Raw genomic sequence first — 21,718 nt, forward strand, 5'->3', positions numbered from 1 at the left:
GATGGCGGCGAAGAGATGGTTCGCGCCGCGTTCGGGAACTTCGAGGATGCATCGACCGCCGTCGACAGACGCCGCTGGGGTCTGCTGCGCCATGCTGATCGCGGCGGCGCTCGCCGGATGCCAACGCGAGGAGCGAACCCTAAGGCTCGATCCCGCCAGCGCGGCGGCTCTGAACGATGTGCGCTTGATGCCCGACGGTACGGCCGGCGCGCCGCCGCAGATCTTTACTGCGCTCGGCAAGCCCTATGCCGACAACGCCTATGACCTCAGTCAGGGAAAGCGGCTCTACAGCTGGTTCGGCTGCCGGCAGTGTCATGCCGACGATCGCACTGGCATTGCGCCGAGTTTCCTTGCGGGTCGCTGGCGATATGGCCCCAGCCTCGCCTCGATCGTGGTGTCGATCCGCGATGGTCGGCCAGGAGGAATGCCGTCGTTTCACGCGCGGCTGACGACGGAGCAGATTTGGCAGCTTGCCGGGTATGTTCAGACCTTGGGTGCATATTCTGCCAAGACCTCGGCACCGGGGCGCGACGACGCTGTGCAGACACGGCCGGCCGAAAACCGTGCGCCGGCGTCCGGGCTGTTCGACAGGCTGTCGGTGCAATGATGGTGCGCGGCGGTCTGATCGTGGTTCTTGCGGCTGGGCTGGCCGCCTGTTCCGGACCGCAGTCGGTGCTGGCGCCGCACGGACCTCAGGCGCAATCGCTTGCGTGGCTGATATGGACCATCGTGGCGGTTTGCTGCGTGGTATGGGCGCTCGTCATCGTCGCGCTCGCGGCCGCGCTCGTGCGGCCGCAGCGGCGGCGCAAAGGTGATCCCGCGGCGCAACGGCGGCTGTCGATCGTCGTCGGCACCGCGACGGCTGGCACGGTGATCGTGATCGCAGCGTTCACTTTCATCAGTTTTCGCGCCACCGCCTCGTTGCAGCCCGCCGGACCGTATCCGGTGACGATTCACGTCCGCGCCTACCAGTGGTGGTGGGAGGTGACCTATCCCGATGCCGAGGACGGAGGCTCTTTCGTAACCGCCAACGAGATTCATGTTCCGGTGGGAGAGCCGGTTCGCGTACAGCTCAGCGCTGCTGACGTCATCCATTCGTTCTGGATACCGAGCCTTGCCGGGAAACAGGATCTGATTCCCGGTCGCACCACCGAAATCGTGGTGAGCGCTTCGAGCCCGGGTGTCTATCGGGGGCAGTGTGCCGAGTTCTGCGGATTCCAGCACGCACATATGGCCCTGTCGGTCGTCGCGGATGAGAAAGACGCCTTCGAAGCCTGGAAGGCCTCGCAGCGGCAGTCCGCGGCGGTGCCGGATAACGATGACACCCGGCACGGAGAACGGGTTTTCACGCGCGGAGCCTGCGCGGGTTGCCATACGATCAGAGGCACGGCGGCGATCGGGCGCACGGGGCCGGACCTCACGCATGTCGGCAGCCGTCGTACCATCGGCGCGGGCCTGTTCGAGACCACGCAAGGCTCGCTCGCCGCATGGATCGCCGACCCGCAGGCCCTGAAGCCGGGCAATACCATGCCGCAGGTGTCGCTGAGTCCGGCGGAGCTCAAGGCTCTCGCCGCCTACATGGCGAGCCTCAAATGAGGTCGCAGGACGATAGGTTGCACGATACGGACGTCGATGATGCCGCGCTGGTCTCACGGCTCTCGTCGCTGTGGGGGACGCGTCCCGGATTCTGGAATGCGGTCGCAACCGTCGATCACAAGATCATCGCTCGCCGCTACGTTATCACCGCGTTCGTCTTTCTCAGTCTCGGCGGGCTGTTGGCACTGCTGATGCGATGGCAGCTCGCGCAGCCCGAAAACACCGTCGTCGGGCCGGACCTCTACAATCAGCTGTTCACGATGCACGGCTCGACGATGATGTTTCTGTTCGCCGTACCGGTGATGGAGGGAATGGCGGTCTATCTGGTGCCGCTGATGGTCGGCACGCGCAACATCGCTTTTCCGCGGCTCAACGCGTTCTCCTATTGGATCTATCTGGCCGGCGGTGTGATGCTGTGGATCGCGTTCGCGATGCAGATGGGGCCGGATGTCGGCTGGTTCGCCTATGTGCCACTCTCCGGGCCGCAGTACGGCGCCGGCAAGCGCGCCGATATCTGGGCGCAGATGGTGACGTTCACCGAACTCGCCGCGCTGGCGGTCGCCGTCGAAATCGTGGTGACGGTGCTGAAGCAGCGCGCGCCGGGCATGTCGCTCGATCGCATTCCGCTGTTCGTCTGGGCCATGCTGGTGACGTCGCTGCTGATCATTATCGCGATGCCCGCGGTGATGGTCGCGAGCACGACACTGATCCTGGATCGGCTGATCGGCACCCATTTCTACAACCCGGCAGAGGGCGGTGACGTTCTGCTCTGGCAGCATCTGTTCTGGTTCTTCGGTCACCCGGAGGTCTACATCATCTTCCTGCCGGCGGTGGGGATCGTCTCGGCGATCGTTCCGACCTTCGCGGGACGGCCGATCTTCGGATACCTGCCGATGGTGTTTGCGCTGCTGACGACAGGGGTTCTGTCGTTCGGGCTCTGGGTCCATCATATGTTCGTCACCGGTCTGCCGCGGCTCGGCGAAAGCTTCTTCACCGCGTCCAGCATGACGATCGCCGTTCCGGCGGGGCTGCAGATTTTCTGTTGGATCGCGACGTTGTGGGATGGGCGGCCGCAACTGAAGACGCCGCTGCTGTTCGTCATTGCCTTCATCGTCACTTTTGTCGTCGGCGGTCTGACCGGGGTGATGGTGGCCTCGGTGCCATTCGATACCCAGGCGCACGATACGTATTTCGTCGTCGCTCACTTTCACTATGTGCTGGTGGGCGGCGCTGTGTTTCCGCTGCTCGGCGGGATCTATTACTGGTATCCGAAGATCGTCGGGCGGATGATGAGCGAGCGTGTCGGCTGCTATGTGGCGGCCTGTATCTTCGTCGGTTTCAATCTTGCCTTCTTCCCGATGCATATCCTCGGCCTGCAGGGCATGCCGCGACGCGTCTATACGTATCCGCCGGAGTTGCCCTGGAGCGGACTGAACCTGTTCGTCAGTCTCAGCACGCTGCTTTTGGCTGCGGGATTCCTGCTGTTTTTCATCGATGCGATCCGCAGCGCGCGCCATGGGCAACCTGCGGGCGACAACCCCTGGAATGCGAGCACGCTCGAATGGGCAACGGCGTCGCCGCCGCCGAGCTTCAACTTCGCGCGCATTCCTGTCGTTCAAGGCCGCGATCCGCTGTGGCAGAGCCCGGATGTCCTGCCGGTGGCATCCGGGCTCTGTCTGAACCGCCGCGAATTGATCGTCAGCTCGGTTGCCGAAGGCACGCCGCAGGCGCGCGAGTCCTCGCCGCGAAACTCGTTATGGCCGTTCTGGGCGGCGATCGCGACGACGATCATGCTGATCGGATCGATCTTCACGCCGTGGGCGGTGGTTTGGGGATCGATCCCGATCGCCGTGACGTTGGTCGGCTGGTTCTGGCCGAAGGGCACTCCTGAGGACGATGCATGAAAAGCAGGGTTGTCGCCGATCTCGCCGCGCTTCCCTCGCACGGGCAGGGAAGCGCAAGCGTGACATGGTGGGGAACGTGGGCCTTCATGCTGATCGAAGGCACCGGCTTCGCGCTGGGGATCGCCGTCTATCTCTATCTGCTCAGCATCGCGCCGGACTGGCCGCTCCGCGCGCCTGTTCCGGACTTGCGGCCGGGAACGATCATCACGGTTCTGCTGATCGCAAGCCTCATTCCGAACCATGTCATCGCCACATGGGCGAAGCAGCAGAAATTGCGCCATGTCCAGGTCGGCATCGTCGTGATGACGGCATCCGGCATCGCTCCCCTGGTGGTTCGGGCGTTCGAGTTCCCGGCGCTCGGTATCTCCTGGGATAGCAATGCGTACGGGTCCGTCGTCTGGCTGCTGCTCGGCCTGCACACCACGCATCTGATCACCGATCTGGTCGATACCCTTGTCCTGGCGGTGATCATGTTCACGCGCCATGGCGACAATGACCGTCGCTTCGGCGATATCGAAGATAATGCGATGTACTGGAACTTTGTCGTGTTGACATGGCTTCCACTCTACGGATGCATCTACTGGATCCCGCGGCTATGAACGCTGTCAGACCGGCGACCGTGATGGCAGGGGTGCTGACGGGCCCGGCGGCCTGGGCGGTCAGCACGCAGCTCGGGCCTATCCTGCCGTATATGGAATGCGCGCTCGCATGGCCGGTTTCCGGCATGCTGGCGATAGGGCTTGCTCTGCTGTCGCTCGTCGCGGGTTTCTGGCCATGGTGGCGAACGTCGTCAGACTCACCTGCAGGCACCGTCTTCGTTGTCGGTCTTGGTCGTCTGATGGGCCTGCTGTTCGGCTTCGCGCTCGTGCTGCAGGCGGCCTCGTCGTTTCTGTTGGACCCATGCGCACACTAGCAACCCTCATGTGGCTCGTTCTCTGCGGATCGGCCGTGTGGGCGCACGGCGAGGCTGGGCCCGCGGCGGGGCTGCGTTGGACGTTCGATCCGTTCGTCGTCGTGCCGCTCGCGGCTGCGCTTGCCGTCTATGTTGCCGGCACGCTTCGCCTGGCGCGCGCAGGATCGGGACGGGCGGTCCGGCCGCTGCAGTGCCTGTGTTATCTGACCGGCTGGCTTGCGCTGGCGTTGGCGCTGACCTCACCCTTGCATTGGCTCGGCGAGCGGATGCTGGCCTTTCACATGATCGAGCATGAGATCGTGATGGCGTGCGCTGCGCCGTTGCTGGTGGTCGCACGACCGGCGGCGGCTCTGCTCTGGGGCGTGCCGCAACGGTTGCGCGGATCGCTCGCAGGTGTCTTGCGACGTCCGGCTTTGCGAAGCGGCTGGCGTTGGCTCGCGCGCCCGGGCCTGGCGACGGTTCTGCACGCCGTGGTCATTTGGATTTGGCATGTGCCGCTGCTGTTCGATGCGGCTGTCGCCAACGTCGCGATCCACCGTCTGCAGCATGTGAGCTTTCTGGGGGCGGCGCTGCTGTTCTGGTGGGCGATCACCCGCTCGCGCGACCGCGGGCTCGCTGCTGTGCACCTGTTCGTGACCATGCTGCACACCAGCGCGCTCGGCGCGCTGATGGCGCTGGCGCCGCGCGTTCTGTACCGCATCGAGCCCGCGTCCGCCGCCGTCTGGGGATTGACGCCGTTGGAGGACCAGCAGCTCGCTGGACTGATGATGTGGATACCGGCGTGTACGGTGTATGCGGCCGCCGCGTTGTTGCTGGCGATGCGCTGGGTTGCGCAATCGGGCAGGGCCGCGGAGCGATCATATGTCAGGCCATAACGCGCGCATGCTCATGCTCGGCTGCGGCATCGGCCTTGCCGCGCTGCTGGCGGCTGGCGTGTTCGTGGCGATGAACCGGAACAACAACAAGGCCATCGCCATCGCGCTGACAGGCGGGGAGCCGGACAAGGCGCCCGCCCTCATCCGCCGTTATGGATGCGCCGGATGCCATACGATCGGCGGCGTTCCGGGTGCGGTCGGGAAGGTCGCGCAGCCGCTCGACGGTTTGCGCGCGCGCGTCTTCATCGCCGGGCGGTTGCAGAACTCGCCGGACAATCTTGTCCGCTGGATTGTGTCGCCGGATTCGGTGTCGCCCGGCACGGCGATGCCGCGCACGGGCATTACGCCGGATGAAGCGCGGCACGTCGCGGCCTACCTTTACGCGCGCTGAATCTTACGGCGATGGCGTGGGCCGGAACGGCAGGCTTTTGATGTACGTGGCGATCGCCGCCCGGTCACTCGGCGGAAGCTTCGCGGTGTTGCTGACCACGCTTTTCATCGAGGAGCCGACCGTATCACCGCTGGGGGTGCGACCCGACAAGAGCAGTTCGGCAATGTCGGCTTCCGTCCATGAGCCAAGCCTCGCCGGGGTAATGTTGGGAATGAAGCCGGTGCCTTCGGGATCGGGCCCGCCGGCGAACCGCGTGTCCTCGCGAATGCCGCCCAGCAGATTGCGCGACGAATGACATTCGGCGCAATGCGCTACGGCCTCGACGAGATAGCGTCCCCGGTTCCAGGCAGCGCTCTTCGCGGGATCTTCCACGATCGGATCGGTATCGAGAAACAGAACTTTCCAGAAGCCGACGAAGCGCCGGATGTTGAACGGAAAACTGAGTTCGTGTGGCGGCGCTTTGCCGGCCACTGGAGGCAGTGTCCTCAGATAAGCCATCAGGTCGGCCACGTCCGCGACACGCATCTTGACGTAGCTGGGATAAGGAAAGGCGGGGAAGTAGTGCTCGGCGCGTGGAGAGACGCCGCTCAACAGGGCGTTGGCGAGGTCGCGCGTGGACCATGTGCCGATCCCGTCCTGAGGATGAGGCGAGATGTTCGGTACGCGCATCGTGCCGAACGGCGACGCCAGCGCCATGCTGCCGCCGAGCTTCAGCGGATCGGACTGGCCAGGCGACGCATGACAGGAACTGCAATCTCCGGCCGCGAAGATCAGGCGTCCTCGCTCCGCATCGCCGGGTGCGTCGAGCTCTGCCGTGACGGTGGTGAAAGCCGGCCGCGGCGTCGTGATCAGCCCGGCGCAAAGAGCCGCAGCCGCCGCCACGGCCACCGCTCCGATCGCGATCGGCACGCGCGTCATGGCAGCCGCCGGGCTCCGTCCGCAGGGTGCCCGCCGAGGCTTGGAAATCCAATGCCGCACGATGGTTCGACCATGGGAAGAGGAACGAAGCCTGCGTCAAAGTGTTCCTCCGCGACAGACGCCGGAGGTGCCGCATGCACAAGGCAACTTTGAAGCCATACTCGGGACCAGCCGGCGGTTGGGGCTCCGTCCGCGTTCTTGGTGCCGTGCTGAGCAAGGAGGAGATCCCGATCCTCGGCAGCGAAATTCTCTGGCAGCAGAACAAGCCCGACGGCTTCATGTGCGTGAGCTGCTCCTGGGCGAAGCCGGCCAAGCCGCATCCGTTCGAATTCTGTGAAAACGGTGCCAAGGCAACGGCCTGGGAGACCACCAGCAAAACTGTCACGCGTGATTTCTTCGCCGCGCATCCGCTTGCCGAACTGCGCACCTGGTCGGACCATCGTCTCGAAGCTGAAGGCCGCTTGACGGAGCCAATGGTCTATGATGCTGCCACCGACCGCTATGTTCCGGTCTCCTGGCAGCAGGCGTTTCAGGCGATCGGCGCGGAACTGCGCCAGCTCGATCCGCAGTCGGTCGTATTCTATACCTCCGGGCGCGCCTCGCTCGAGGCGAGTTATATGTACCAGCTGTTCGGCCGCATGTACGGCTCGAACAATTTTCCCGACAGCTCGAACATGTGTCACGAGTCGACTTCGGTGGCGCTGCCGGAGGTCATCGGCGCTCCGGTCGGAACGGTATTGCTTCCGGACTTCGACCAGACCGATTGCATCCTGTTCTTCGGTCAGAACACGACCACGAACTCGCCGCGCATGCTGCATCCGCTGCAGGCGGCGGTGAAGCGCGGGGTGCCGATCCTGACCTTCAATCCGTTGCGCGAGCGCGGCCTGGAGCGGTTCACCGATCCGCAGAAGCCGACGCAGATGATCGCCGGCGGCACGCGGATCAGCTCGCACTATTTCCAACTGCGGGTGACCGGCGATACCGCGGCGATCGTCGGCCTGTGCAAGGCCGTGATCGAAGCGGACGATCATGCGGTCGCCCACGGTCAGCCGCGCCGGATCGACGTTGCGTTCATCGAACAGCATACCCACGGCTTCGATGCTTTCGCCGAGTTCTGCCGGAACCAGCGCTGGGACGAGCTGGAACGGATCTCCGGCCTGACGCGCGATGCCTTGGAGGCCGCCGCCGATATCTACATGAAGGCGAATGCCGTGATCGCGAATTATGGGATGGGCATCACCCAGCATGTCCACGGCGTCGAAACGGTCAAGATGATCGTCAACCTGCTTCTGCTCAGAGGCAATATCGGCAAGCCCGGCGCCGGGATTTCGCCGGTTCGCGGCCATTCGAATGTCCAGGGCCAGCGCACGGTCGGCATCTCGGAGAAAACAAAACTCGTGCCGCTCGATCGACTCGCCGAGCTCTATCATTTCGAGCCGCCGCGGCAGGACGGCCTGACCACCGTTGATGCATGCGAAGGGATTTTGAACGGCAGGGTTCGCGCATTCGTCAGCTTGGGCGGCAACTTCGTGCGCGCGGTGCCGGAGCGCTCGTTGATGGAGCCGGCGTGGTCGAACTTGAAACTGTCGGTGCAGATCGCAACCAAGCTGAACCGAACGCATCTTGTTCCAGCGCAGACGACCTACCTGCTGCCTTGTCTCGGCCGCATCGACATCGATCAGCAGGCCGGAGGGCCGCAAGCGGTCTCGATGGAGGATTCGACGACCTGCATCCACGGCTCGCGCGGCCAGCGTCCTCCAATCAGCAAGCACCTGTTGTCCGAGCCGCGCATCATCGCGGAAATTGCCAAGGCGACATTGCCGGCGAACCGTGCCCTCGATTGGGACGCATGGGTGGCCGATTATGCGCGCATTCGCGATGCGATCGAGCAGACCTATCCGGACCAGTTCAAGGACTTCAACAAGCGACTGTTCCAACCGGGAGGTTTTCCGCGTCCGCTTGCAGCGCGCCAGAGAGAGTGGAAGACGCCGACCGGCAAGGCCAATTTCAGCGTACCCGAGAGCCTGTCGTCCGGTGCCGAGGACGGTCGCGCCGGCGTGTATCAGTTGATGACGTTGCGAGCCGACGGGCAGTTCAACACGACGGTCTATAGCGAAGACGACCGATTCCGTGGCGTCTACGGCGGCCGTATGGTCGTCCTGATGAATCCGGACGATATGATCCACGAAGGCCTGAAAAAGGATGATCGCGTCACATTGGCGACGGTGGCCGGCGATGGTGTCGAGCGGCGACTGGCGGACCTGCAGGTGTTTCCCTACGACATTCCGCAGCACTGCATCGCCGGCTACTATCCCGAGTGCAATGTGCTGGTGCCGTTGTGGCATTATGCCAAGGGCAGCAAGGTGCCGGCTGCGAAGTCCATTCCCGTCAGGCTGATCGCGCAATCGTAAGCGCAGGCGGCGTTCACGCTGCGGGTGCCAGCCGGTCCAGCGCCGTGCCGACAGCAGCCATCACGCCGTGCCAGTCGCCGGCGGTGCGCTGATGAAACAGCCGCATCGTCGGATACCACGCCGTGTGGGATGCGTCGCGGCGCCATCGCCAATCGCAATCGGCATGGAGCAGGGTCCAGACGTTTGCTCCCATGGCACCTGCGAGATGCGCCGGCATCGAATCGATCGTCACGAGTAGATCGAGCGAGCGGATGGCGGTTGCGAGGGCGACGATTCGGGAGGCGCTGGCATCCTCGGCGCCGAGCGCTTGCAGATCGTCCGGCGATGCGCCCCGTTGCAGCGAATACATCCGCATCCCCGGCCGCTGCAGCAGTTTTAGCGTCTGCACGGGGATCGACCGTCGCTGGTCCCAGTTTCCGGGCTGCCAGACGACGCCGACGGCGTAATATCGCCGATCGGTGTGCCGGTTCATTCGGGGAGAGGGGATGCGCACCCGTTCGTTCCGGGACAGACGATCCAGTGTCAGATAAGGAACGCTGTCCGAGATCGCAGCGCGCGTCGCCCGCGACGCGTGGGCCAGTTCCATGATCTCGATGTCGACGTCATAGGCGACATCCGGCGTGCCATCATGCAAGGGGATCACGCGGTCGGCGCCCGCGATGTCGGACAGCAGCGGGATCAGCTCCGGCTGGCACCAAAGGATCACCTCGCGCGCGATCGCCCGCAATGGCGCCAGAAATCGGCAGAATTGAAGGGTATCGCCGAGACCATGATAGCAGCGGACGAGCACGCGTCGGCCGGCTAAAGGTTCGCCGCGCCAGATCCGTTGCAGGTGGCGCGGGCCGGTGTGTTTCCTGAAGCCTGTCTCGGGGAGGAGCGTCTTATCTGCGATTGCCCAGGCGCGGGCAAAGTCCTCCCGCTGCATGGCCTCGCACCATGCGTCGGCTGGTGTTTTGGAGAACGCAGATGGTGAGGTGCCGAGGCTGTCCATGATTGCCATATCGACATTGATGGAAATGGTGTCAGTTGGGCTGCTGATCACCCGTCTCGCATGGTGACTTAGGTGAGCATGACTTGCGTGAGCTTTACGGGGTCGTTTCCAGATAGGCCGGCGAGAACTCGGCGATCTGTGTCAGCGCGTTCCAGTCGCGGATTTCGACGCGCTTGTTGGCCCATTCGATCGCGCCGATGCGGCGCAGGCGCTGAACGACGCGGTTGGTGTGGACGATCGAAATGCCGGTGAGGCGGGCGAGGTCGGCCTGCGTCCACGGGATATTGAGGGTATAGTCGGCGGCAATCCCGACCGATTGCAGGCGGTAGGTGAGATCGCACAGCAATTGGGCGACGCGTGAGGTTGCGTCGCGCCGGTGCAGGCTGACGATACGCTCCCGCAGGATCGCGCCTTCGACCACGATCTGCAGCTCAAAGGCATGGCGCAGGCGCGGCGAGGCGTTGAGGGCGTCCAAGAGCAGCGTTCGCGGAATGCGGGCGATAATGGCCGGCCCGAGCGCGGTCAGCGAGTATCTCAGCTTGCGATGATAGAGCGCTTGCAGATCAGCGATATCGCCCGGAACGTGCAGCGCGATGGTTTCATCATAGGCAGCGACATGCTTGTGCTCGCAGACGAAGCCGTCGAGCACCAGGCAGCATTCCGACAGTTCGTCGCCTTCGTAGGCGATCTTGGCGTAAGCAGGAATGTTCTTGACCGTGAGAGGCAGGTTGGAAATCAGATTGCGGTCTTCGATCGGCAGGCTTCGCCAACGTTCGAGCTTGCGCAGGAGGCGGCTGTAGGGACGTCCGCTTTCGAGCATGTTGAAGCGAAAGGCGGCCGCTTGATCCGGCCGGTCTGTCGAATGCTCGAGATCACGTTGCGCGAGCCTTTCCATGGTTTTCTCCACATTCCGGCACATGTGCCTCGCTCTGCTTGACGGGAGTCAACTCCTGAAATGTCCTGGAAGACCGCGTGGGATGCCATGGTGCGCAACGGTGTCTGGCATCCGAAGAGGCGTTCCTGCTTAGGCATTGAATGAATTGGCTCTTCGGCAGTTTCGAATCTAAGCTGCTGCTGTTTCGTTTGTTCCTCAGGCGCTTGTACCCGCTGAGGTGCATCGCGATGAGGATGGAAAACAGGGCTTCGATGTGTCCTGCGTTTCGTCAGGAGCGCGGATACGACGAAGACCTCGTCCCGCTGCTCGCGGAACAAGGCCTTGCCGAAGCGCTGTCGATGGCAGCAAGCTATTTTCCGGATCCCGAGCCGGCTCCGCCTGAGCCGCTTCCAGATCCGCCGGCGGCGCCGCCCGCAGAGCCGCCGGAGCCTGCGCTGCCGCCGCTACCGCTACCGCCGCTGCTGCCGTCGCCGGAGCCTCCCTGCTGCTGCCCACCTGGCAAGGTCGGGCTCTGGCTCTGCGAGCCGACCGGAGCCCGCTTGTCGCTTTGGGAGCCGCTCGGGAAGTTGGTCTGTGCAGAGGCGCTCGAACTGATCAGAGCCGAACTGATCAGAGACATGGCTGTTACGAGTGCAAGCGTTGTCCTCATTGATCCTCCTCGCTGGATTTCCAAGAATGCCGATGTTCAGAAAGAAGACCCCGCCTCTGAGCGGCGGGGCCAGGGGAGGAACATCAGCGAGAGGCTAAAAGCCACTCGGTAGACCAATCGCGGGCGGTGGCCGGCGTTCCTCCCTTCAGGGCTGCGGCCCATGGATTCTGTGCGGGACTTAACCTGGGTTTGCATTGTACCAGGCTCATCTTGTCATACGTTGCAGTGCGGTCGATCGGACGCCGCGAGAGCCGCAGTGCGCCAGTCGCTTTACGCGGCGGCCTGCATTCCCGGTTTGAGGACGACCTTGATGCAGCCGTCTTGCTTGTCACGGAACGTCTTGTAGAGCTGAGGCCCGTCATCCAGCGGCGCGCGATGGGTGACGACAAAGGACGGATCGATCGCGCCGCTTTGGATCAGATCGAGCAGCTTGGGTAGATAGTGCTGCACCGGTGTCTGCGCCATACGGAACGACAGCCCGCGATTGATCGCGGAGCCCATCGGCACCTGGTCGACGAACCCGCCATAGACGCCGACGATCGAGACCGTGCCGAAATTGCGGCAGCATTGGATCGCCTGCCGCAGCACATAGGGGCGATCGGTGGCAAGATACGTGGCCAGCTTGATCTGATCGATCCTGTCCCCGGACGAACGGTTCGGCTCGGTGCCTACCGCGTCGATGCAGGCATCGGCGCCGCGTCCGTGGGTGATCTGCTGAAGACGCTCGTAGACGTCCTCGGCCAGGAAGTCGATCGTCTCCGCGCCGGACTGCCGCGCCAACGCCAGCCGCTCCGGCACGGTATCGATGGCGACGACGCGCTCCGCGCCGAGCAGGAACGCGCTGCGGATCGCCATTTGCCCGACCGGGCCGGCACCCCAGATGGCGATGGTCTCGCCGCCTTTGATGTTGCAGAAGTCGGCGGCCATGTATCCGGTCGGAAAGATGTCGGACAGAAACAGCACCTGGTCGTCGCTGAGCCCGTTCGGGACCTTCAGAGGGCCTGCGTCGGCAAAGGGCACGCGGAGATACTCCGCTTGTCCGCCGGGATAGCCGCCAAGGATATGCGAGTAACCGAACAGTCCGGCCGGCGAATGGCCCCACAATTTCTCCGCCTTGGCCTTGTCCGGATTGGAGCGCTCGCAGGCCGAGTAGTAGCCGCGGGTGCAGAAGAAGCACTCGCCGCACGCAATTGTAAACGGCACGACGACCCGGTCGCCGACCTTCAGTGAACTGACTTGCCGTCCGACGTCGACGACCTCGCCCATGGTTTCGTGCCCAAGGATATCGCCCTTGTGCATCTCCGGGATCATGCCGTCGAAGATATGCAGATCCGACCCACAGATCGCGCAGGAGGTGACCTTGATGATGATATCCCGGTCATCCTGAAGCGCCGGATCGGGAACGGATTCACAACGGATATCGCCGACGCCGTGCCAAGCTAGAGCTTTCATCAGATCCTCACGTCTCTTTCCATCTGGGAAACGAATGGAGCGTGACGGAGAATGTTCCTCCCGACGGATGCGGAGCGCCGGCGCCTACTCCGCGGTCATGAGCGTTTTGTTCGGTTCCTGCGCGACGCGGTCTTCGATCTCCTCATGGTGCGGGGTCGCCGGCAGAGCCTTTTTGAAATTCTTGGCATAGTCCGGCGGCATTTTCGGTGGCATCAGCGGCTCGTAGGCATCGACGATCGCGTCGATGACCACCGGGCCTTCACAGGAGAGCGCCGCGTCCAGGACCGTCTCGATCGCATCCGCGGTCTGGATCGTGAAGCCCCGGCCGCCCATCGCCTCGGCGGCCTTGGCAAAGTCGATCGGCTGCAACTCGCAGCCGAATTGCGGATTTCCCAGAAACATCATCTGCTCCCAGGCGATCTGGTTCAGCATGTTGTTTCGGAGCACCAGCACTTTCAGCGGCAGCCGATGGCGCACGGCGGTTGAAAATTCACCGAGCTGCATCGCGAATCCGCCGTCGCCGACCACGGCGAAGATGGGGCGATCGGGGAAGGCTATACCGGCCGCAATCGCATAGGGCAGGCCGCAGGCCATTGACGCCAGCGTGCCCGATACGCCGAAGGCGTGGCTGTCATCGAGATCGATATGACGCGCGGTGAGTTCGGTGTTCTGGCCGGAGTCGGTTGCCAGCACCGCGTGCGCGGGCAGCCGCCGGCCGAAAGCGCGCACCACCGTCTGCGGCTTGAGCGGCTGGCTTGTCTTCGTCGCCCATTGCTCCATGAGATCGCGCCAACGCTGCATCCCGTGCTGGGCCTCGGATAGGAACGAGCGGTCTGCCTTGCTGTGCAGGCAGGCATTCAGCGCGGCGAGCGTTTCGGCGGTGTCGCCGACGAGACCGGCCTCCACGGGATAGCGCAGGCCGATGCGGCTTGCTTCGTGGTCGATCTGCACGCCGCGCGCCTGACCCGGCTTCGGGTAGTACTCGATATAAGGGAAGGTGGAGCCGACGATCAGCAGCGCGTCACATGTTTCCATCGCGGTTTGCGACGGCAAGGTTCCGAGTAGGCCGATGCCGCCGGTGGTCAGCGGATGGCGATCGGGAAGCACCGCTTTGCCAAGCAGGGCTTTGGCGACCGGCGCGGCCAACAGGTCAGCTGTTTTTTCCAGCTCCGCGCGTGCGCTCAGGGCGCCGCGGCCGGCCAGGATCATCACGCGCGAGGCGCTGTTGAGGATGTCCGCGGCGCGTTCAATGTCATCCTGGCGCGGGAGGCGGCGGCCTTCGAACAGACGGTTCGGCTGGTGGTGCGGTTGATTGCGTTTCGACCGTTTCGCGCTGTGCAGCGGCTGTTCCTGCACGTCGTTGGCGATCGACAGGTGCGAAACGCCGCGTTGGCTGAGCGCAAAGCGACACGCGAGGCCGGCCAGGTTCTCCATGTGGGCGGCATCGGTGACCTGCGCGTTGAACACGGTGACATCGTTGAACACCCGCGTCAGGTCCACGTCCTGCTGGGTCAGCGTCTCGATCAGGTCGTGATACTGCTGGCCAGTAATGGCGAGAACGGGAGCCTGATCGAGCTTGGCGTCATAGAGGCCGGTGATGAGATGCGTGCCGCCGGGGCCCGATGTCGCCAGACACACCTGTGACGCGCAAGTTTGTATGTCACCTGCCGGGATTGGCCGGGATCATCCGGGAATTTTTGGGAAGTGCCCGAACCATGCGGGTTTCTCCGGTGTCCCGCGGGCGTTGCGCTGAACCGCCGTCGCGCAAGATCAAATTACACCGATTGCGGGGGCGCCGTGGGAAAACTCCAGCGGATTCAATGTGGGCTCTGGGGAAGTCGGACAAAATCCGCCGTCGCGCGCCGCGAGTGTCCGACTTCGGTTCAATCGCGAGTTAAAAGCCATTCTAGCAGGGTTCTGGGATTCGACGCTGACGAACCCGGCCGGGAACCCGGACAAGAAGTCGGACAACCAACGAGCCACAAACCCGCTCATTCGTAGGCCCCTTCCAGGGCCGCAGGCATCTCGCCAGGGCGATATGCAAAGCCGGGGTCGATGCCGGAGGGAACACGCACCGTCCGGACACCATTAGCGGTGTTGATGGTGTGGGTCACCATGCGGCTTCGCGGGGCCTCCTCAGACACCTCCAGCCCGTAGCGCTCCAGATCGCGCTCGTTGAGGCTCTGGACGGTGCAGTGGCAGAACCAACCGTTTGGCGGATAGTGCGTCTGCCACCAGGGATCGTCGACCGGCAGCACCGTATTGTGCCACGCCTGGTGCTCGGGTCTCGGGTTCTTCTGGCCCTCCAGATGCACGTAGCGCAGGTATGGCCGCTGCTTCTTCACCCGCTGGATTTGCTCCCAGCGGCCGGCGGCGTAGGCCGTGCTCATGTTGGTGTCGAAGATGACGCGGCTGCGCCAGCCGCGCGATCCGTTGTAGCTCCAGCCGTGTTCGGCGACGATCCGGTCGAAGTCCTTTCGGAAGTCTTCGATCGTGGTCCCGTCGGCTATGGCGCGATCGACGGCCGCGCGGAAGTCGCGCAGGATATCATCGGTCTGCGCACCGGCCACCATGAAGCCCGCCGAATGCTCCTGCTCCCATAAGTCGGTCCAGGCTCGCGTCGGTACGTTGACCTTGCGCCGCAGGAAGTCGATCGCCTCGCGCGGATTGGTGGAGAATGGCCGCACCTCGGCATTCAGCACGAAGGGCGCGCCGCAGCCGCAGCCGCAAGTGTTCGGGAAAGCTGGTACGCCGTGGGCTTTAAGCACCTTTGTAGCTCCTTCCCGGCGGCACGATGCCGACATACTCGCCACCGAACTCGGCCACCCAGGCTCTCGCGATCTCTTCCTCCGGAAAAAGAAAGACGAGGGCTTTCAGATACTCTGGCGAGCGCCGCGCCATCCCTATCGTTTTGTACTCGATGCCTTGCTTTTGCGCGAACTTAAGAATGCGATCCATTTCGACGCCGAAGCCGAGTTCGGGGATCACGCGCTTCACCCCGTGGTTATAGGTGCGACGGTCGGGCGTACGCGGAATGAGGTGCGTGAGCTCGGGCATCGGCTTATGTACTGTCAAGTCCGACGCCCTGACGCCGGACTGCTTCCACTCATCCGTGACATCGAAGTCGATATCCTCTCCAATTGACTTGCCATTATATGTATCCTGTCTGCTGATCCCGGCGCTGTCGCGCTGTGATTGGTTTAGTGTTCGGTCAGGACTGCGGTTCGTTCGGCTCCGACAGGTCGTGCTTAAACCCGCGAACGACCAACGCGGCGTCGGAACGCCAAAGGTCCATCGTTGGCCATGTGTCGAACTTCGCTGCGATCTGTTCCAGCAACACGTTCACAGCCCAGCGAATATCATGCGATGCGGGCAGTGTTGCGAACGTGCCCTCGTCCTTGTCGTACAGGCCAGCCGCTGCGAGCTGGTTCAGAATAGTGTCGCCAAGATCGGTGTCGTAATCTTCACTACCGTCAGACGCCACATACTCGGGATCGCCGATCAGCTTGTTCAAAATGTCTTGGGCGTGCAGTACGCCTTTGTTGAAACTGTCATCATCGCGAAGGTTCTCCGGCTCAATTGAGCCACCGCCCAGCCTGTTGAGCCGCTCGACCTCTGCGAGCAGGTCCAAGCCATTGCGGTGCGATAGCTGACCACCTTCATCGACGTGCGCCCGCATCATGGCGATGTAGTCCGGCCGAAGCTTCCCCGGCTGCGGGTTGTCTGCGACTACCCGCAACGGCTTCGGCCATTCGCAACCGGGCTTTCCGCAGAACGGCGTCTTGATCTCAGGGGTGCATTTACACATGCTCACCTCGGTTACGTGTTGTGGTCGGTCAGGACAGCGGGTGCCAGGGCGTTCAACCGCGAAAGCTCAACTCACCCATTGAAGATGCGAGACGATCCACCATAGTCCGAAGCCGGCTGCGCCAAGCAGCGCTATGATGCCGATGACAGCGAGACCGAAAATCCACGGGAGCCAACCAAAATCGATATCGTACATCGATCAATCCTCCAGTTCGGAAAAGTCGCCATCATCGACGTCCCCGTGATCGCGAAAAGGCAGCGCAGGCGACGCATACTTTCGCTCTGCATGCCGCATCACCGTCGCCTCGTCCGTGAGTGTGAAGGAGAAGATCGACGCGCCACCATAGTAGTGCGTGACCCACTCGATCTTTGGTCGCGCCGGCGTGCCGTCGGCGGCATCGAACAGTGTTGGCTCCGGCGTGATGCTGGGCACATCGATCCGCAGCATCTTCGAGCCGAAGCGCTCTTCCTCGCGCGCACGGCCGACGTGCCGGCGGTGGCCGAATATCTCAACAATCGCCCAGGCGAAACCGTCCTCCGTCTCCTCGATTTGCGCAGTTGTGTCATGCTCGTTCAACATCGTTTCAATCCTCCGCAATGTCAGCCCGGCCGGTCAGGTTGGCGATGACGCGCGCCATACGCATCAGGCCCGCAAGGTTCTTCTCGGCCGCGCCGGGTTTGAACTTCTTCAGCTCCTCCTTCACCTGTTCGAAGGTCGAGCACCGCTCGATGACGGTGCGCACCTCGTCGAACAGCGCGTCGGTCGCGTCCGCGCACAGCTCCTCTGCGTGGCCGGCAAGGGCCTTGATGGCGTCGTCACTGGCACGCGCGGGATTGGCCGCATTCATCGCGAAGCCGTAAGGCGACGGCTGTACCGGCGCGGTCAACAATTCCGCGCCGGGGTCCGGCTCGCCGAAGCCCAGCAGGTCGCGCATGTCCGACTGTTGCACCTTCAGTCCCATCGGGACGAGCTTCGTCACGCTCTCTACGATGAACTTGCCGTCGCGCTGCTCGCCACGGCCGATGCGGATGCGCGGATATTTCTTCTGCGGCCCGAATTCGAGGTCGATCCATGGACGCACCAGATCGCGGTTGAGGATCGCTGATAGCGCCTTCGCGTCGGCGCGCTCGATGTCCTCTTGCACCTTGCGGTGCTCCTGGCCGACGGCGTGGCCGCCCGCGATCGCGTCGGTGGTTGCGGTCTGGCCGAGCACGGCTTTCGAGACCTGCTGGTCGAACCAGTCGGCGCGCTCTTTGTAGAGCACATGGCTTGCGCCCACATCGCCGGCCTTGATGAACTCGATGGCCATCGACTCGGGGATGATCGCCGCCATGTCGCCGGCTATGTTGGCGACGGCGCGAAACAGCGTCTCCTTGTCCTGTTCAGTGGCGCCGGCCGGATACTTGCCGACGCGCACCGGTTGGCCGAAGGTCTGCGCGAAGATCGCCCAATCGCGCAGCGTGAACGCCTTGAACATCCACGACCATGTGGCCAGCCGCGCGATGCCGGATCGAACCGGCAGGCCGGACTTTGCGCGAATGACGGCAGTGATGAACTTGAACGGTTCAAGCGCAACGTCGCCACGCGAGGTGCGCAGCAGTGGCGTGGTGCCATCGTTCTGGTCGAACCGGTACCAGCGCTGGTCGCGACGCTCCAGGCTCTGCGGCTGCCACTGACCTTCGGACGTATCCCAGATGATTTCGGTAAAGCTGATGCCTTTGCCGATGGCATCGAGGATGTCGAACAACTCGTCTTGCAGCTCGTCGCGGCCGAGCCAGTTGCGCACCATATCGGCGTGCTTCACATGCTCTGGATCGTCGGAGGCTGCATCAACCAGGATGTCGAGCTGCGCGACCGATCGCTTCCGGGTGCCGAGCACGCCGGTATAATGCATGTCGCGTTCTTCGATCTGTTCTGCTAGCTCGAAATAGCGCAGCGGCTCGGCGTGATCCGCCTCGCGCAGGAGGGTGGCAAGCCGTCGCGGATTGAGCCCGTCGGCCGGATAATCGGAGAACGGCGAGCGGACGCCGGTCACCGATGGGCCGGCGATTTCCTGTGTCAGCACCTCGCGCCGGATCGGCCGGCCGTCAGGGCCGTACAGAATGGTCTTGCTGTCAACCATGGCGCGGCGGCTCCTGCGTGTGATCGGTGGCGGGCTGAAGCCAGAGCGACAACACATGCTGAAGCTCATGCCACGCGCGGTTGGCCGCAAACCTCAGTTCCTGCGCTTCGCGCCCGGTGCCACCCGTCGAGGCGGCCAGTGCGGCATTCGACAGCGCCGACAGAGTGCGCATGGCGGCCGTCGTCTGTTCCGCGAGCGCGAGCACGGACGCCTGCTGCCGCGCGAACAGCGAGACACAGCCGTCGCAGATGTGCGCGGTGTCCGGCCCTGGTGCTGCGATCATCCGGCCGACCTCGTGTTTGCCCTTGCCGCAGAAATTGCAGTAGATCGCGGTGGAGAAACGTTCACGCATGGACGCGCTCCGGTGTGCAGAAGGTGCAGCGCTTCGCGTCTGCCGTCAGCTTGTCAGTTGCGCGCTTGTCAGCGACGATCTGCACGGCGATATCGACGCACTCGTCGCAGATGTAGACGAGCGGGCCGGCCACCATCACCTCGGCCTCGTGCTGGCTCCTGCCGCAGAAGTTGCAGTAGAAAAGCGTCTTGGCCATCACGTCGTGCCTCTCAGTTGTGCGCCGAGCGGCTGACGCCACCAGTCGCGTTCTTCGCTGAACGGGCTGTCGCTCAAAGCGCTCTCCGGCGCAGAAGCCGGAGACCGATATCCGGACTCCCAATAGTCGGCGCGTGAGGCGGCGTAGGCGAGCATGCCGGCTACGGCCGAGTCGCCGTGGCGCGTAAAGCCGTCGGCGCCTTTGAAGCGGTGATCATCCGGTATCTTGATCACGCCGCCGACATAGGCCAGCGCCTGGTGGTCGCGCAGCACGTCGTCATGCTTCGCCAGCACCACCGTCCGGTCGTTGAATGCCTCGATGTAGGGTGTCGCGTTGTCGCGATACCATTCCTGACTCAGCTTCACCTCGATCACGCTTGCGCCGTACCTCTGCGCCGCCACTTCGGCGAGGTACGCGCCGTTGCCGGTGGCATCGAGCGCGCCGCCGCACATGCGCGGGAGCCGATCGACAACGTAGAACAGCACCTGCCGCTGCTGGTCGAAAGGCATGTTGCGGAGTTCGACCTGCAGCGCGCAGGTGCGCGTCAACCCGTGACCGACCTCGAACACCATGACGACGGTGGCGTCACCGGTGCGGGCGAAGTCTTCGCCGAAGACGTGGCGCAGGTTCGGATTGAGCTTGTCGAGGAGCGGTTTCAGCTCGCGCTCGCAGAAGGCATCGGCCTCAGCCTTGCGCGCGGCCTCGGGCCAATTCTTGAAGCCGTCATCCAGCGCCCAGCGAACGATCGGAATGCTATCCTGCATGCAGCTCTCGATCTGCACGCGGGTCAGCGCCGCGCCCTCGGCCTCGGCCGGGATGCAATCCAGCTCCTGTTTCATCGCGGCGGTGCGGACGCCGTAGGACGAGCGGATTTTCCGTTCCCATTCTATTTCGCCTTCGGCGGTCGGTTCGATGCCGTTGACCAGACACACGCGCTTGTAAAGACCGTTTTCAACCGCCTTTGAAAACGGGATGAAATGCAGGCTGTACGGTATCTTGCCGGCCTTGGCCTCGCGGATCAGCTCGTTGAACGGATTGAGGATGCCGTTGTGCGTCGAGATGATCGCAACCTTGCCGCCCCAGATCAGCAGCGCGTTGACAGCGTCGAGAACTTCGCGGACGTCTTTGTGAAAGGCGGCTTCGTCGATGACCACCTTGCCCTGCAGGCCACGAATGTTCGCGGGGCGCGACGATAACGCCTCGACGCGGAAGCCAGAAGCAAACCGGGCGCGGAATGCTGCGACATCACTCGACGTGCCGTCCGCCTTCTTGTCCTCGAACAGGAATTCCTCGATCTCGACCAGCTCTTTCGCTACAGTCCTGGCGAAGTGCGCGACGTAGCCGATGAACTCGCGGCCCTTCTCCTTCGTGTCGCCGATGTAGAAGACGTTCATGCCGCCGGCCGACCGCTTGCGCGCCGCCAGCAGCGTATCGTCCAGCGCCTCGGCGAAGGTGATGCCGGTGCGGCGGCCTTTCTCGCCGAGCTTCAGATCGCTGTCGTCCTCCAACCACTCGCGCTGGTGGGCCATGAGGATGCCATCGGCCAGCGGATCGAGGTCCGGCGGGATGTCCGCGCCGCGCGGTAGCTCCTCGGGCAGTTGCGCCGGATCGCGTGAAATGACTTCGGTCACGGCCGCGCACTCTGCTTCGGCCGAATGCCGAGCACCTTGGCCTTGATGGCGTTGGCGGCCTCGTCGGAGAGACCTTTCTCCTTCGCAACCTGATCAACTGCCTTGACGGCGCGGTCGCGCAGTTCGATCTCGATCTTGCGGCGTCCATCGGCGCTGATGCGCTTGGCTTCCTCGGCATGCTTCAGCGCGCGCGAGGTCAGCATAAGCATCTCGGCCGTTGCTCCATTCGCACTGAGTTCGCCGGCGTTGCCGAGCATTTCAGCAATCAGCGTCTTCAACGTCTCGGCGACCATCAAGGTCAGCGACTCGTCGCCGGCCTGTTCGAGCTTCGGCGCGATGACCGACGCGATCTCGCGGGTCTCCTGCAACCGGCGGCTCAACAGCGCGACGCGCAGCGCCGTCCGATTGAATGCCGACCGCGAGATCACGGGAGGATCGGTGACGCCGTTCGCAAACGCCGCCACCTTCAACTGCCCGTTAAAGCCGTCGAGAATGTCGAGCTGGGAGAGCTTGCGTTCCCTCAGCTGTTCGAAGGCCCACAGCTTGGCCTCATCCGCCCATTCCGGCAGGGTGTCGATCGCCGACAGGCGTCCGCGTTTGGCTTTGTCCGCCAT

At 63.6% G+C, this 21,718-nt stretch carries 23 protein-coding genes and 1 pseudogene; 9 read left to right on the forward strand and 15 right to left on the reverse strand.

Annotation, left to right across the window (positions count from 1 at the left end):
* Window positions 1-46 precede the first annotated feature (46 nt).
* Genes X566_RS01155 through X566_RS01185 form a run of 7 tightly spaced genes read left to right on the forward strand, consistent with a single transcriptional unit; the run spans window position 47 to window position 5,679 of the window.
* A complete protein-coding gene (locus tag X566_RS01155) occupies window positions 47-607 on the forward strand; it encodes a c-type cytochrome (protein WP_051443793.1) in 561 nt (186 codons plus the stop codon).
* A complete protein-coding gene (gene coxB / locus X566_RS01160) occupies window positions 604-1,596 on the forward strand; it encodes a cytochrome c oxidase subunit II (RefSeq protein WP_343213025.1) in 993 nt (330 codons plus the stop codon). The genes X566_RS01155 and coxB overlap by 4 nt, the downstream gene beginning before the upstream one ends.
* On the forward strand, window positions 1,593-3,500 hold the full coding sequence (gene ctaD / locus X566_RS01165; RefSeq protein WP_034462818.1) for a cytochrome c oxidase subunit I: 1,908 nt from the start codon (window positions 1,593-1,595) through the stop codon (window positions 3,498-3,500). The genes coxB and ctaD overlap by 4 nt, the downstream gene beginning before the upstream one ends.
* The gene (locus X566_RS01170) at window positions 3,497-4,099 is read left to right on the forward strand and encodes a cytochrome c oxidase subunit 3 (protein WP_034462819.1); all 603 of its coding nucleotides are present in this window, start codon (window positions 3,497-3,499) and stop codon (window positions 4,097-4,099) included. The genes ctaD and X566_RS01170 overlap by 4 nt, the downstream gene beginning before the upstream one ends.
* A complete protein-coding gene (locus X566_RS01175; protein ID WP_051443771.1) occupies window positions 4,096-4,413 on the forward strand; it encodes a hypothetical protein in 318 nt (105 codons plus the stop codon). Before X566_RS01170 ends, X566_RS01175 begins: the two co-directional genes overlap by 4 nt.
* Before the next feature lie 8 nt (window positions 4,414-4,421).
* A complete protein-coding gene (locus tag X566_RS01180) occupies window positions 4,422-5,288 on the forward strand; it encodes a cytochrome c oxidase assembly protein (RefSeq protein WP_244434635.1) in 867 nt (288 codons plus the stop codon).
* Window positions 5,275-5,679 carry a cytochrome c family protein gene (locus tag X566_RS01185; RefSeq protein WP_034462821.1) on the forward strand — a complete coding sequence of 135 codons (405 nt, stop codon included), beginning with the start codon at window positions 5,275-5,277 and terminating at the stop codon, window positions 5,677-5,679. The genes X566_RS01180 and X566_RS01185 overlap by 14 nt, the downstream gene beginning before the upstream one ends.
* 3 nt (window positions 5,680-5,682) lie before the next feature.
* Here the strand turns inward: X566_RS01185 and X566_RS01190 are convergent, their stop codons facing one another.
* Complete coding sequence (locus tag X566_RS01190; RefSeq protein WP_034462822.1) at window positions 5,683-6,597, reverse strand: cytochrome c; 915 nt, start codon at window positions 6,595-6,597, stop codon at window positions 5,683-5,685.
* Between the two features lie 134 nt (window positions 6,598-6,731).
* Here X566_RS01190 and X566_RS01195 point away from each other — a divergent pair, with 134 nt between their 5' ends.
* On the forward strand, window positions 6,732-9,008 hold the full coding sequence (locus X566_RS01195) for an FdhF/YdeP family oxidoreductase (RefSeq protein ID WP_034462823.1): 2,277 nt from the start codon (window positions 6,732-6,734) through the stop codon (window positions 9,006-9,008).
* Window positions 9,009-9,021: 13 nt separating this feature from the next.
* Here X566_RS01195 and X566_RS01200 read toward each other — a convergent pair whose 3' ends face one another.
* Window positions 9,022-9,999, reverse strand: a complete 978-nt coding sequence (locus tag X566_RS01200; protein ID WP_244434636.1) for a hypothetical protein — start codon at window positions 9,997-9,999, stop codon at window positions 9,022-9,024.
* A 94-nt stretch (window positions 10,000-10,093) separates the two neighbouring features.
* Entirely contained in the window at window positions 10,094-10,894 is an 801-nt protein-coding gene (locus X566_RS01205) for a Crp/Fnr family transcriptional regulator (protein ID WP_051443773.1), read from the reverse strand.
* A 140-nt stretch (window positions 10,895-11,034) separates the two neighbouring features.
* On the opposite strand from X566_RS01205, the gene X566_RS24925 reads away from it, so the two are divergent.
* Complete coding sequence (locus X566_RS24925) at window positions 11,035-11,655, forward strand: hypothetical protein (RefSeq protein WP_034462825.1); 621 nt, start codon at window positions 11,035-11,037, stop codon at window positions 11,653-11,655.
* A 158-nt stretch (window positions 11,656-11,813) separates the two neighbouring features.
* On the opposite strand, the gene X566_RS01215 is transcribed toward X566_RS24925, so the two are convergent.
* The 12 genes and pseudogenes from X566_RS01215 to X566_RS01265 all read right to left on the reverse strand — a co-directional run bounded on the left by X566_RS01215 (window position 11,814) and on the right by X566_RS01265 (window position 21,718).
* Complete coding sequence (locus X566_RS01215; protein ID WP_034462826.1) at window positions 11,814-12,995, reverse strand: zinc-dependent alcohol dehydrogenase; 1,182 nt, start codon at window positions 12,993-12,995, stop codon at window positions 11,814-11,816.
* An 84-nt stretch (window positions 12,996-13,079) separates the two neighbouring features.
* Window positions 13,080-14,633 (reverse strand): thiamine pyrophosphate-dependent enzyme, encoded by a 1,554-nt coding sequence (locus X566_RS01220; RefSeq protein WP_244434637.1) that lies wholly within the window; start codon window positions 14,631-14,633, stop codon window positions 13,080-13,082.
* A 353-nt stretch (window positions 14,634-14,986) separates the two neighbouring features.
* Complete coding sequence (locus X566_RS01225) at window positions 14,987-15,763, reverse strand: phage minor head protein (RefSeq protein WP_160170422.1); 777 nt, start codon at window positions 15,761-15,763, stop codon at window positions 14,987-14,989.
* On the reverse strand, window positions 15,756-16,052 hold the full coding sequence (locus tag X566_RS01230) for a hypothetical protein (RefSeq protein ID WP_034462828.1): 297 nt from the start codon (window positions 16,050-16,052) through the stop codon (window positions 15,756-15,758). The genes X566_RS01225 and X566_RS01230 overlap by 8 nt, the downstream gene beginning before the upstream one ends.
* Window positions 16,053-16,206: 154 nt before the next feature.
* Complete coding sequence (locus X566_RS01235; protein ID WP_152539765.1) at window positions 16,207-16,809, reverse strand: hypothetical protein; 603 nt, start codon at window positions 16,807-16,809, stop codon at window positions 16,207-16,209.
* A gap of 60 nt (window positions 16,810-16,869) precedes the next feature.
* Window positions 16,870-16,998 carry a hypothetical protein gene (locus tag X566_RS25410; RefSeq protein WP_275451010.1) on the reverse strand — a complete coding sequence of 43 codons (129 nt, stop codon included), beginning with the start codon at window positions 16,996-16,998 and terminating at the stop codon, window positions 16,870-16,872.
* Window positions 16,999-17,001: 3 nt separating this feature from the next.
* Window positions 17,002-17,382 (reverse strand): hypothetical protein, encoded by a 381-nt coding sequence (locus tag X566_RS01240; RefSeq protein ID WP_034462830.1) that lies wholly within the window; start codon window positions 17,380-17,382, stop codon window positions 17,002-17,004.
* 4 nt (window positions 17,383-17,386) lie between these two features.
* The gene (locus X566_RS01245) at window positions 17,387-18,925 is read right to left on the reverse strand and encodes a DUF935 domain-containing protein (protein WP_034462831.1); all 1,539 of its coding nucleotides are present in this window, start codon (window positions 18,923-18,925) and stop codon (window positions 17,387-17,389) included.
* Window positions 18,918-19,277: a ClpX C4-type zinc finger protein gene (locus tag X566_RS25550; protein ID WP_034462832.1), complete on the reverse strand. Its 360-nt coding sequence runs from the start codon at window positions 19,275-19,277 to the stop codon at window positions 18,918-18,920. The genes X566_RS01245 and X566_RS25550 overlap by 8 nt, the downstream gene beginning before the upstream one ends.
* Window positions 19,278-19,367: 90 nt before the next feature.
* Window positions 19,368-19,473: pseudogene (locus X566_RS25555) on the reverse strand (ClpX C4-type zinc finger protein); the annotation flags it as partial.
* The gene (locus X566_RS01260; protein ID WP_244434642.1) at window positions 19,473-21,002 is read right to left on the reverse strand and encodes a hypothetical protein; all 1,530 of its coding nucleotides are present in this window, start codon (window positions 21,000-21,002) and stop codon (window positions 19,473-19,475) included. The gene X566_RS01260 and the pseudogene X566_RS25555, both read right to left, overlap by 1 nt.
* A gap of 98 nt (window positions 21,003-21,100) precedes the next feature.
* On the reverse strand, window positions 21,101-21,718 hold the full coding sequence (locus X566_RS01265; protein ID WP_034462835.1) for a DUF3486 family protein: 618 nt from the start codon (window positions 21,716-21,718) through the stop codon (window positions 21,101-21,103).

The sequence above is a fragment of the Afipia sp. P52-10 genome (genome assembly GCF_000516555.1).
In the GTDB taxonomy this organism is placed as follows: Bacteria; Pseudomonadota; Alphaproteobacteria; order Rhizobiales; family Xanthobacteraceae; genus P52-10.